13 protein-coding genes, 1 tRNA gene and 1 pseudogene are annotated in these 11,920 nt (G+C 54.1%); 9 read left to right on the forward strand and 6 right to left on the reverse strand.

Annotated elements, in window-relative coordinates; all coding sequences use genetic code 11:
- Positions 1-33: 33 nt before the first annotated feature.
- Entirely contained in the window at positions 34-246 is a 213-nt protein-coding gene (gene ybcJ, locus AC1V0D_RS01375; RefSeq protein WP_046101383.1) for a ribosome-associated protein YbcJ, read from the reverse strand.
- Entirely contained in the window at positions 247-1,113 is an 867-nt protein-coding gene (gene folD, locus AC1V0D_RS01380) for a bifunctional methylenetetrahydrofolate dehydrogenase/methenyltetrahydrofolate cyclohydrolase FolD (protein WP_009091578.1), read from the reverse strand.
- A gap of 173 nt (positions 1,114-1,286) precedes the next feature.
- On the opposite strand from folD, the gene AC1V0D_RS01385 reads away from it, so the two are divergent.
- Positions 1,287-1,790: a DUF1198 family protein gene (locus AC1V0D_RS01385; RefSeq protein ID WP_482906890.1), complete on the forward strand. Its 504-nt coding sequence runs from the start codon at positions 1,287-1,289 to the stop codon at positions 1,788-1,790.
- Between the two features lie 94 nt (positions 1,791-1,884).
- Positions 1,885-1,961: transfer RNA gene (locus AC1V0D_RS01390), tRNA-Arg, on the forward strand.
- 427 nt (positions 1,962-2,388) lie between these two features.
- Here the strand turns inward: AC1V0D_RS01390 and AC1V0D_RS01395 are convergent.
- Both AC1V0D_RS01395 and AC1V0D_RS01400 read right to left on the reverse strand, forming a co-directional pair.
- Entirely contained in the window at positions 2,389-2,592 is a 204-nt protein-coding gene (locus AC1V0D_RS01395; RefSeq protein ID WP_046101385.1) for a hypothetical protein, read from the reverse strand.
- 55 nt (positions 2,593-2,647) lie between these two features.
- The gene (locus tag AC1V0D_RS01400; protein WP_046101386.1) at positions 2,648-2,839 is read right to left on the reverse strand and encodes a hypothetical protein; all 192 of its coding nucleotides are present in this window, start codon (positions 2,837-2,839) and stop codon (positions 2,648-2,650) included.
- Between the two features lie 510 nt (positions 2,840-3,349).
- On the opposite strand from AC1V0D_RS01400, the gene AC1V0D_RS01405 reads away from it, so the two are divergent.
- The gene (locus tag AC1V0D_RS01405; protein ID WP_046101387.1) at positions 3,350-3,652 is read left to right on the forward strand and encodes a hypothetical protein; all 303 of its coding nucleotides are present in this window, start codon (positions 3,350-3,352) and stop codon (positions 3,650-3,652) included.
- Between the two features lie 800 nt (positions 3,653-4,452).
- On the opposite strand, the pseudogene AC1V0D_RS01410 reads toward AC1V0D_RS01405, so the two are convergent.
- A pseudogene (locus AC1V0D_RS01410) lies at positions 4,453-4,777 on the reverse strand (SymE family type I addiction module toxin).
- Positions 4,778-5,291: 514 nt separating this feature from the next.
- On the opposite strand from AC1V0D_RS01410, the gene ddpX reads away from it, so the two are divergent.
- A complete protein-coding gene (ddpX, locus tag AC1V0D_RS01415) occupies positions 5,292-5,879 on the forward strand; it encodes a D-alanyl-D-alanine dipeptidase (RefSeq protein ID WP_140924621.1) in 588 nt (195 codons plus the stop codon).
- 133 nt (positions 5,880-6,012) lie between these two features.
- Here the strand turns inward: ddpX and AC1V0D_RS01420 are convergent, their stop codons facing one another.
- On the reverse strand, positions 6,013-6,249 hold the full coding sequence (locus tag AC1V0D_RS01420) for a DUF2171 domain-containing protein (RefSeq protein WP_003854080.1): 237 nt from the start codon (positions 6,247-6,249) through the stop codon (positions 6,013-6,015).
- A gap of 195 nt (positions 6,250-6,444) precedes the next feature.
- Here AC1V0D_RS01420 and AC1V0D_RS01425 point away from each other — a divergent pair, with 195 nt between their 5' ends.
- From AC1V0D_RS01425 to AC1V0D_RS01445, 5 genes are all read left to right on the forward strand, one after another.
- Positions 6,445-7,041 (forward strand): DUF1349 domain-containing protein, encoded by a 597-nt coding sequence (locus tag AC1V0D_RS01425; RefSeq protein WP_312830308.1) that lies wholly within the window; start codon positions 6,445-6,447, stop codon positions 7,039-7,041.
- A gap of 104 nt (positions 7,042-7,145) precedes the next feature.
- Positions 7,146-8,165 (forward strand): DUF481 domain-containing protein, encoded by a 1,020-nt coding sequence (locus AC1V0D_RS01430; RefSeq protein ID WP_058956336.1) that lies wholly within the window; start codon positions 7,146-7,148, stop codon positions 8,163-8,165.
- 103 nt (positions 8,166-8,268) lie between these two features.
- Positions 8,269-9,234: a magnesium and cobalt transport protein CorA gene (locus tag AC1V0D_RS01435; protein ID WP_058956335.1), complete on the forward strand. Its 966-nt coding sequence runs from the start codon at positions 8,269-8,271 to the stop codon at positions 9,232-9,234.
- A gap of 359 nt (positions 9,235-9,593) precedes the next feature.
- Positions 9,594-10,958: a cytochrome ubiquinol oxidase subunit I gene (locus AC1V0D_RS01440; protein WP_482906891.1), complete on the forward strand. Its 1,365-nt coding sequence runs from the start codon at positions 9,594-9,596 to the stop codon at positions 10,956-10,958.
- Positions 10,959-10,967: 9 nt separating this feature from the next.
- On the forward strand, positions 10,968-11,903 hold the full coding sequence (locus tag AC1V0D_RS01445) for a cytochrome d ubiquinol oxidase subunit II (RefSeq protein WP_167429004.1): 936 nt from the start codon (positions 10,968-10,970) through the stop codon (positions 11,901-11,903).
- Positions 11,904-11,920 lie beyond the last annotated feature (17 nt).

Consider the following 11,920-nt stretch of genomic DNA (forward strand, 5'->3'; position numbering starts at 1 on the left):
CTGTAACAGCGTCCCCGCAAGGACGCCTGAAGGTTACGCGACCACAGTAATGCGGTAACCCGCGAACTCAACGGTCTGACCGGCCACGATTTTGCAGCGCTTACGGGTTTCCACCGCCCCATCGACCCTGACTTCACCGTCGGCAATCACGACTTTCGCCTGTGCGCCGCTCTGAACCCAGCCTTCCAGCTTCAGCAGGTCACACAGATCGACATGCGGGAATTTTCCCAGTGAAAACGTTGCCATTTAATCTACCTCTTTATCGTGAAACTCTTCACACGCCTGCAGCGTGTTTTGTATCAGTGTTGCGACGGTCATCGGTCCCACACCGCCCGGTACTGGCGTGATGTAGGAGGCGCGTGCTGATGCGCTCTCAAAATCAACGTCGCCCACCACTTTGCCGCTCTCAAGACGGTTGATACCCACGTCGATGACGATAGCACCGGGTTTAATCCAGTCACCCGGAATAAAGTTGGGTTTGCCCACCGCGACCACCAGCAGATCGGCGTGTTCAATGTGGTGACGCAGATCTTTAGTAAAACGGTGGGTGACGGTTGTAGTGCAGCCCGCCAGCAGCAGTTCCATGCTCATCGGACGACCGACGATGTTGGACGCGCCGACCACCACGGCATTCAGGCCGTAGGTGTCGATGTTGTAGCGCTCCAGCAGCGTGATGATACCGCGCGGCGTGCAGGGACGCAGTGTGGGTGCACGCTGACACAGGCGACCCACGTTGTAAGGGTGGAATCCATCGACATCTTTATCAGGCGTGATGCGCTCCAGTACCTTCACGTTATCGATGCCCGCTGGCAGCGGCAGCTGAACCAGGATGCCATCGATGTCGTCATCCTGATTGAGCGTATCGATCAGTGCCAGCAGCTCATCTTCGCGGGTGGTGGCGGGCAGATCGTAAGAGCGCGAGTGGAATCCGACCTCTTCACAGGCACGGCGTTTGCTGGCCACATAGATTTGCGAGGCCGGGTTTTCACCCACCAGCACGACAGCCAGTCCCGGGGCGCGTTTTCCGGCCGCCAGGCGCTGCTTCACTTTTTCCGCAACCTCAACGCGCACCTGCTGCGCAATCGTTTTACCGTCAATAATTTTTGCTGCCATCAGAGAGGAAATCCACTGTGTTGTGTTGAATCGGGGAAGGGGGCTATTTTGTCAGAAGCGCGGGCTGCTGTCAGTCACAGTTTCAGCCGTGTATGCGCCTTCCGGCTTTTTCGTCGCGACGAGAGCCAGCCTGCATGCGTATGATATCGGCAGGACAACCCGGGGACGATGTCATGATTTGGATAATGCTTGCTACGCTGGCGGTGGTATTTGTCGCTGGATTTCAGCTGCTCACCGCTGGCTCACGCCACGCCGCCCAGCGGCTCAGCAAACGGCTGCGTCTGCCACCAGTACAGGTGGAATCGATGATCTCTATGATGGGCAAAGAGGCGGCGAAAGAATTTACCGACTATCTCAGCAGCGACAATGAAACGCATCTGCATAATGGTGCAGCGGTGCTGCTGATCTGGCAGGTATTGATTGTTGACGGCAGCGAGGAGAACAGCCAGCGCTGGCATACGATTCTCAGGCATGCCGGTTTTCCACCGCTTATCAGCCGCCAGCAGCTGATGCTCGCGCTGGGCTTTCTGCGACAGCTGGAGCCAGATAGCCAGGAGCTGCACGCACTTCGTGAGCAATACAATGCGCATTTCACATCACAAGGGATTGAGCTGGAAGGAGAATTCACCGGCACCAGTAAACTCGTGTCGCTCAGCGAATGGCGCAAGCGTCACTAACGCTAATTGGTCATTACAGCAGCACTTCGCAGCCGGGAGGCGGCAAAAACGTTGACGTACCCGCTTCCCGACGTATAATCCGTGCCATCTCCATGCGCCCTTAGCTCAGCTGGATAGAGCACCGGCCTTCTAAGCCGTAGGTCACAGGTTCGAATCCTGTAGGGCGTGCCAAATTCCGTCAATGACATACGCCAGCTTCAATCCCACCTGATTTTCTCCTTGTGTCGTATTTGTGTCGTTCTCACCCAAAAACTCTCGCGGGCGGCTTTTCTGTGCAAACAGGCTCACTTTCTGAAAGATAAAAATGCAATGACATATCCAACTGTAGTGAATGGTATGGACCTCCCTTAGCTGGTATTCCTGACCGGCGCGGAGTCATCCACTAACACTTTTAAAGTGGCGCTGACATTTGGCAAGAACCACAACGACGTGCTCCGAAAAACACGAAGCGTTATCAGTCAGTGCTCAACAGAGTTCGTGGAGCGCAATTTTATGCTTTGCCATGAAAACAGTAAGGCAAAGGTTCGCCAGCTACAGCGCCATTGAAGCGGCAAGGCGACAGGCAAAAGCCGAGTAGCGCACTCAGATGGACTTTTTGCTAGCCAAACCTGTCTTTGAATTTACGGTCGCTGTTTCTACGGTTCATCTTGCTATTGCAATACGGGCAAAGATGCTGCTTTTTACCATCTATCTTCCAGGTGAAGTATTTCTTTTTAAATCCAGTACCGCAAATATCACATCGCCTTGGTTTAAATACTCCTGCGATGATCACAAGGACAACGATGCCAATAATCCATTCCATAACATTCTCCTTTTTTAAATACCAAACAAAGCGGGTGACATTTTGCTCCAGGTTCTCATGCATTGGGCACGTTGGGCCACTTCTTATAAGCGAAGACATAGAGGGTGAGGAAGTGCAAGCCGGGGAATGATAGTAGCAAAGCCATTTTCCATCCAAATCCCGCTTTCTGAGCCATACGAAAGCATGGAATAAACATGAAAAACCAGATTATGAACGTGATCGCTGCGAGTGGGTTTGGTTGTTCCATTGTGATTTCTCCTTGATTTGCTTTCTCTGGTATATCGGCAGTCGCGCTATGACTTTTAGCAAAATTGACCATTTTCTACTTTGTTGCGACCATTCCATACCATGATTCATCTCATCTTTTTCGGGGATAGGGATATGAAGGGGCTGGTTTTTTGTTCGGTATTTGAAACATTTCTTTCCGGCTGCGTCTATACAGGCATTAACTTCGCTAAATTAAAGATAGCTAATGTGAACAAAGGGAAGGCCACAAAGCAGGAGATCATTTCCTGCTTTGGCAATCCATCGATAACTACGTTAGATTCAGAACAGAGACGGTATTGACCAGAGATATAGACATAGCCTCTGCTGTCCAGCAGATAAAATCGAGCATTACTTACTGCGAGGTTCACCGTCCAAAGCATGTCTTTGTGAATTTTTCCGGTTTTAAAACACAGCGTGTTGTCTCTGATGCAGGTTGACCCGTGCAATGTGATACCTTAAGCCAACACAGAAATATCACACATGGATTCCTATGGATAACATTGATAATGCCAGACGAGTTTTAGAGGAAAATACTAAAGTGCTCTACGGTATCTTTGGCATCATTGATGTTTCAGGCTATTTTCCTCCCTTGCCATTCCTGAATGAATTTTTCATCGCTGGCAGTGATCCCTGTGACCAGGATGGCAGGATGAGTTGCTGGCGTCCCTTTACACTTACGATCTCCGAATATGAAGAGGTGAAGGCATGGTGGGTTTCATCTCGCCCAGGCACGGTTGAATCTCCACTTAACAGCGAGTGCTGGAGTGACTGGATTCAGGAGATCCTGGAATAATCAATCTGCTATCAATGCGAACCTGAGTGAGCATTTGTTCAGTTGACAGAAATTTCCACTCGCAGACCTATTGCCCTGTAGTGAGAAAAAATTAAAGGGAGACCTATGTGTAATTGCAGACAGTTGCCACCCTGTGTGGCTGAAATTGAATCTATGGAGCGGGATTTTGCATTTTCAGGGGCTTTAATTCATAAGCACTATTTCGAAACACCGGAAGGAGACTATCTTGAACCACAGCTTGATCATTCTCATTTCCGGTATCGCTGTCTGGAATGCGGTCAGGAATGGTATATTGAGTGTTCTCCGGAACAGACACCTTTTCCAGCGTTTGCCTTCAAGGTAAACGAATTAATGCGGCTACCTTCAGAGAACGAGGTACAGGCGGCCAAACAGTATCTATGCATACTTGCGCATGGTGGATTTAGTTCAGAAAAGTGCAGGATGGCTGGGTGCAAAAATCACAAGGTTCTGGGGCGCGAGTTATGTCATTTACATATTCCATTTCCATAGGAATGCTTAATAGGTTCAAATGTGGTTCATTGACAGGGCGATAAAATCGCCCTGCAAAATGCCGGGTATACTGTTGGGAAATCGACGAGGTAGGCTTATTTTTCTTAACTGATTTAAAAAATCCTGGCCAGGGAATATAGAGATGCTGAGCTTAATCCAGAACACCTGACTAAAGAAAAAGGATTTAAATAACGGATTATTAGCATACAGGCCTCATCATCATTTGTTACACTACCGTCCTCAATCTGCCGCTCCCTAACAAGAAGCGGCATCCCTTCACCTCAACGCCACTAACCCGCAGCCACATCCGACAACGCCATCACCTGCTTCTGTTTCCGGACGGGCAGCTTGTTCAGCTGCACTAGCGCGTTAACCAGTTGTTTATAGACAGGCTCGGGTGGCTTCACGATTAGCACAATACGGCCCTCTGTGACATTCACCTCGACTCCGGTTCCGGTGGTGAACCCGGCGGCTGCCAGCCATTGGCATTTCATAATGGTCGACGGAATACGGATATAGTCTGGATACCGGCTGGCGTAACTTACCGTTAATTTTCGCCGGGTAATGGAAGGCTTCTGGATTTAAACTAACTGCATTACACTCTGACTCAGTCATAATCTCTATTCTCGCTAAATAGTGGTTGTGATTAGCGATCCAGAGGTGCTCCAACACCTCTGTAGCGCGCTAAATATCTGCACATATAATCAACTATTACGAATAAATCCCAGCTGAAAATTGATGTGAATCAGCGAGTTTTCTCACAATTAAAACGCTATTATTTGCGGCGCAGATCGCAAAATAAAGTAATTAACTGCAACGCGAAAGCCAGTGCAAAACAGAGTGCCGATTTATCTATAGCATAAATAAAATAACGATTTTTACCTGATTATGTTTAATTATAAAAGCCGTAGATCCTGACGTCATCGGACTGATTATCTCGCTCATAACAATTCCTGAAACCATAAACGCAGCCAGCCAGCATCCGGAGTAAAAAAACTGCCACACCCTGTCCGGACTCAAAAAATTAAAGACACTTTTTTTCCTCTCGCCGCAGTGCCATGATAACCGCCTCATAACCATCCTTTCCGGCCAGCCCGCCACACAGCGCATAAACAGGGAACTCACCACCATGGAAAATAACCATCTGACAGACATCGCTGACGCCTTTCCTCAGTTAGCCATCGATCTGAAATACGCCACCGCCGACAACCTCACCGGGCAGCCAATCTACCGCGATGCGCGCTGTCTGCTGCACGTTGATGCGGCGAAAGCGCTGGCGAAAAGTATCGATATTGCAGAGGTCGCGGGCTATACGCTGCTCATTCTCGACGCATACCGGCCTCCTGAAGCGCAGGCGATCCTCTGGCAGGCGTGCCCGAATCCGGACTATGTTGTTCCCCTGGCACTCGGCTCTAATCACAGCCGGGGCACGGCGGTGGATGTGACGCTGATCGACGAGCGCGGCGAGATAATGGATATGGGCACCGGCTTTGATGAGATGAGCGAGCACTCCCATCCTTATCATCCTGCGGTAGCCGTGCAGGCGCAGCGCAACCGGCTGCTGCTCAATGCCATCATGCTGGGAGGTGGGTTTACCGGCATTGCAACTGAATGGTGGCATTTTGAACTGCCCGATGCCGGGCGCTATCCACTCATCGAAGGGGTATTCGGCTGCTATGCAGCAACGCGAATGGAAAATATCAGCCTGTCTTCGTAAAGGACACAGGTTTTATTAGCGGCGAAAAGTTTATGCAGTAATAAATTTAAAGGGATAGAGAGAACGGCCGGGGCAGGGCGCAGAAACAGGGACGTGAAATAAATACGCCGTGGCGGGAGCCACGGCGACGATATTATGCAGACTGCCACTCACTTTCAACGTCAGCTTTGGCTTTAGAAAGGATGACTTTATTATCGTCAACCTCTTTCACCCAGCTGAAAGGAATAATGTGGTGTTTGCCGCCCGCTTCCGGATCGCTTTTCGCCAGCTTAATTTTGTCGTCACCTTCGAAATGGTCGACGATACCGACATGTTCACCGTTAACATCAACAACCTGGGCGTGATCTAAAATTTCTGATTTATCTACCATGGTGGCTTAATCCTTATATTTAATGAGTTCAGTTGCCGTCAGACAAAACAAGTCTGGCTGTTAAATGCCGTTTTAGCCAGGCGATTAACAAAATGAAATAGTTAAGCTGACTGGCCCTGATGGCGATGATGATCAGACCGATGACCTCGCTGCAGGCCAGCCTGCAGGCGTTTTACCTTACTGAAAGGAGTGACCATGAGAGCAGTCAGTTCAATAACGGCCGAAGGCGGCGTCTGGATTAATCAGCCGCCGGTGCACAGTCTGGATGGTGATACATTGCAGTTTGAAACCGCGTTAAACAGCGATTTCTGGCAGCGTACCTGGTACGGCTTCGAACGGCACAGCGGCCATGCATTTGGCTTCTGGGTGGAACATGACTTTACCGTTCAGGTGCAGGTGAGGGCGGACTTCAGCCAGCTTTATGACCAGGCCGGTCTGTTTATTCAGGACAGTGAAACGCACTGGGTTAAAGCAGGCATTGAGTTTAACGATGACCAGCCTGCCATCGGCAGCGTAGTCACGCGCGAGTTTTCTGACTGGTCTACCGGTGTTTTTCCCGGTGATGCGCGTCAGTTCTGGATGCGCGCCACGCTGGAAAAGGCGGCATTGCGAATCCAGTACTCCACCGACGGCCTGACCTGGCCACTGTTGCGGCTCTGTCCCTGGCCCGGTCAGGCGCGGCGTTTTGTCGGCGTGATGGGCTGCTCGCCGGAGCGGCAGGGACTGGCGATCCGTTTTTCCGACTTCAGGCTGGGGACTCCCCTCAGTAAAGAGCTGCACGACCTGTCATAACCGGGGCGGCACATTGCATATCGTCGCGGAATCGGCTTAATTGTCAGGTCAGAATTTGCGGTGACGCGTCGTCCATGCAGGACGACGCCTTTTCAGGGAAAGCTATGCGCTGTGCCACCTCGTTTACCACACTGCTGGTTATCAGCTGCTGCGCCGGATGGGCTCAGCAGGCCGCCGCGGATACCGTCTGGCTGAATAATGGCGACCGGCTCACCGGCACCATCCGTTACCTGAGCGATGGCAAGCTGGCGATAGAGACACATTACGCCGGCACGGTCACGCTGGACTGGAATGCGGTCAGCACCCTCGCCAGCGACAATCCGGTGAATGTTGAAAACAAAAAAACCGGTGAACATTATCAGGTGCGGCTCTCCTCCTCGGATCCCGGCTACGTCTGGGTGGAACGCGACGAGCAGGAGCAGCAGGTCTCCGTCAGGCGCATTGATGAGTTTATGAAAGCCAAAGTCCGCAGCGATCAGCTCGCCTGGACCGGTAACATCGACGCCGGTATGAAGGTCAAAAAGGCCTCCACCAAAACGGACGACTACAGTTTTGCGCTCAACACCAAGCTGAACCAGGGAAAATGGCGGCATGATATTGGCGCAACCTACAATCGCGAGCAGGAAAACGCGAGTGTCAACACCGACAACTACAGCCTGCGCTACGCCGTTGACTATCTGTTCCGGGAGCAGTTCTTCTGGCAGGCCCGCGCCACCTACAAGCGCGACTGGGTGGAGAATCTGTCGCGCCAGGCACTGATTGGCACCGGTCCCGGCTATCAGCTGTGGGACACCGAACTCAGCAGCTTCTCACTCTCCCTGCTGGGTGGCGCCTTTGAGTATGGTTACAGCGATGACCGGGAGGAGCGCCACTTTGGCGGTTCGCTGCGCTGGAACTATCAGCGCTATCTCCTGGGCAAATCGGTCACGCTCTACAGCAACGGTGATGTCGGTCATTCGCTGGATGACGACGGCGTATTCATGCTGGATGCGGAAGTTGGCCTGCGCTACAGCCTGACCTCCTGGTCGACCCTGCACGTTGGCTACCATCGTAATCTGGTCAGCGGCATTCCTGATACCCTGAACGAAGGGATCTTCTCCACCGGATTAGGCCTGAAGTGGTAACCCGCTGACGACACACTGTTGCAGCAAATCCTTACGGTTTTTATCCGGTTACGGGCGCGGGATTGGCTAAGCTGCTTCTATTGTCACAACGGGAACACAGAAGATGATCGTAAGCAGCAGGGTATATCGTCCGGGAAGCGCGGGCGAAGAGATAGACGTTGAGGATATCAGCGACGTGATTAAAGAGCCGGAGGCGTTTATCTGGCTCGGCCTGTGGCAGCCAGACGCGGCGTTTATGGCAAAGATCAAAGAAGAGTTCGGACTCCACGAACTGGCCGTTGAAGATGCGCTGAATGCGCACCAGCGGCCCAAGATCGAACATTATGGCGAGTCGCTGTTTATCGTGGTGAAAACGGTGCGTGCGAAAGATGACAGCTGTGAACTGGGCGAAACCCATTTCTTTGTCGGAAAAAATTTCCTGATCAGCATCCGTCACGGTGCCTCGGAGAGCTACAGTCCGGTGCGCGAGCGGGCGGCTGAAAATCCGGCGCTGCTGAAACTGGGGCCGGGTTATCCGCTCTACTGCCTGCTCGATTTTATTGTCGACCGTTATGCCGAACTCTCCACCTCGCTGAACGAACGCGTCGGGCAGATGGAGAACGATCTCTTTACCAGCGAATTTGACCGCCGATCGGTACAGGCGGTCTATACCGTGCGGCGGCAGCTGCTGAAGCTGCGCAATGCGGCACTGCCGCTGGAGGAGATCTGCAACCAGCTTATTCACCTGCATGAGGATCTGATCCCACGCCCGCTGCGCGCCTATATCCGGGACGTGCAGGATCACGCCCGCCATGTAGTGACCGATGCGGAAGATATGCGCGAGATGCTCACCAGTGCCATGCAGGTCAATCTGGCGCTGGTGACGGTGCAGCAGAATGAGGTGGTGAAAAAGCTGGCGGGGTGGGGTGCCATCCTGGTGATCCCGACCGTGGTGTTCAGCATGTATGGCATGAACTTCGAACATATGCCGGAGCTGAAGTCGCATTATGGCTATCCGCTGGCAGTCGGTCTGACGCTGCTGGCCTGCGGCGGATTGTGGGCCAGGCTGCGTCGCTCCGGCTGGCTGTAGGGCAATCCAGAGGCGGACGAATTAATTCTCCGCCTCGCTTAATGCTTATTTTCGTTATTTAAGCGTAGCGCATCCGATAGGGCGATAATATCTTTTTTATCGCTGTTCACCGGATGGCAATTAATGTGGTTCTGCACGTGCTTTTATTCTTTCCCGGTCGATGCTGGCTGAACTTTTATTTCTTCACTACGATAAACTGACAAAACGAGAGGCGACTTACCGTCTGGCGAAATAAGCCTGACGCTGATGAGAGGCAATAAGATCAGGAGAGAGTCAGATGAAAGAACGGCTTGCGGCGGCGTGTCTCTCCTCATCCGTCACGCACTCCGGCGGATCTGAGGATTCGGGACGATACTGCCATGAATGACAGCGACTGGGTGCTGGCAATTGCCCGGACGCAGTTTGCGCTGACCATGGGCATGCATATTACGCTGGCGGCGCTGACGCTGGGACTGGCCCCCTTTCTGGTGTGGTTTGAGGCGCGCTGGCTGTGGGGAAAGCAGCAGGCTGCACGGGATGCGCTGCACTTCTGGCTGACGCTCTTTTCCCTGACGGTGGCGATAGGTGCCGCCTCCGGCGTCGTCATGGAGTTTCAGTTCGGCACGCACTGGGCGCGCTTTTCACAGCAGGCCGGCGGCGTGATTGGGCCATTAATGTTCTATGAGGTGCTTGTCGCGTTTTTTCTCGAATCGGCCCTGACCGGAGTGATGCTGTTCGGTTTCAACAAAATCCGGCCCGGCGTGCATTTTGCCGTGACCTGTCTGGTGGCGTTCGGCGCGCTGCTCAGTGCCTTCTGGATTCTGGCCGCTAACTCATGGATGCAGACGCCGGTCGGCTTTACGCGGGATCCGAACGGGGTTTTTCTGGCGGACAGCTGGCGGTCGCTTTTGCAGGCACCCTCCTTTCTGTGGCGCTTCAGCCATATGGTGGTCGGGTCCCTGATTGCCGTGGCGGTGATGATCGCGGGCGTGGCGGCGTGGCGACTCCGCCATTTCAGCGGGGAGGCGGCTTCGCGTCTGATGCTCAATAGCGCGCTGACGTTGCTGCTGTTTGCGGTGCCACTACAGATCGTTCTCGGCGATCTGCACGGTGAAAACACCCGCGACTACCAGCCCGCTAAACTGGCTGCGATGGAAGGCAGCTGGCACCAGCCAGCCCCCGGCGAGGGGGAGCCTCTGCGGCTGTTTGCGCTGCCGGACCAGCAGGCGCAGCGCAACATTCTGGAGGTCACTCTGCCCGCACTCGGATCGCTCTATCTGCGCCACAACCTCTCCGGCCACATTAAAAGCCTGAGCGAATTTCCTGCGGATGCCATCCCCCCGGTGCTCCCGGTCTTTTTCGCTTTTCGCCTGATGGTGGGGCTGGGGGTGATTATCCTGGCGACCACGCTGGCGGCGAATCTGCAGCGCTGGCGGGGAGGGCTGACCATGTCGGGGCGCTTTCTGCGCTGGCTGACATGGCTCTCACCGGCGGGCTTTATTGCCCTGTTGTCAGGCTGGGTCGTGACCGAAGTCGGGCGTCAGCCGTGGACGGTCTATGGCCTGTTACGCACCGCACAAAGCGTCTCGCCGCTGTCACTCAGCAGCACGCTGGGCATCTTCGTGGCGGTGCTGCTGATCTATGCGCTGACCTTCGCCCTCGGCTTACGCTATCTGCTGCGCCGGGTTAAAGGTGAGATGCCATCGGGAGAACCGGTGGTGATTGCGCTGAAAACGCCCCATTAGGAGAGTGACATGGCCGAACTCTCTGCGCTGATTATCTGTCTCTCTCTGCTGCTCTACCTGCTGCTGGATGGCACGGATCTGGGCGTGGGGATGCTTTTCTGCTGGTTTCACGATGATGAACAGCGTGAACTGATGACGCACAGCATTCTGCCGGTGTGGGATGCGAATGAAACCTGGCTGGTGCTGGCGGCGGGTGGGCTGCTGGCGCTGTTTCCGCCGGTCTATGCGCTGCTCTTCAGTCAGCTGAGTGTCCCGCTGTTTGCCATGCTGCTGGCGCTGCTGGTGCGGGCGATGGCACTGGAGTATCGCGCTCAGAGTTCTCCCCGCCTGCGTCGCTGGCTGGATCGCCTCATGGCGGGCAGCTCCGCGCTGGCGACCTTTATTCAGGGCTGGTGCGCCGGCATGATCATCAGCGCTCAGCCGCAGACCGGCCTGCCGGATGGGCTGAGCCTGGTGCCGCTGCTCAGCGGCGCAGGCCTGATCGCGATCAATTCGCTGATGGCCTGCTGCTGGATTGGCTGGCGCATTGGTGAGCGGGTACAGCCGCTGGCGGCGGCACTGAGCTGGCTGTGGTGGCTGCTGGCGCTGGTTATTTTTCTGGCCGACCTCTATCTCAATGCCGATCTCTGGCGGCAGAGCTGGCAGCGACCACCGGGCAGGATCGCGGCAGGCGCGATAGTATTGCTCTGGATCGCCCTGCCGGTGGCCTTGTGGCGCGCCAGGCCGCTACTGCAACTCATTCTGACGCTGATGCTGATTAGCGCACTCTTTAGCGGCGTATTGTGTGGCCTCTATCCGTGGCTGGTGCCCTATCAGTTTACGCTCAGCGACAGCGCCGCCTCGCCGGTCACGCAGGGTTTTGTGCTGGTGGGGGCGGTGATTGCGATGCCGCTCACGCTGCTCTACCACAGCTGGTCGTTCTGGGTTGAGCGCCGCGCGAAATAATGCCCGTCCGCTATGCT

The organism is Pantoea sp. PA1, from assembly GCF_056856975.1.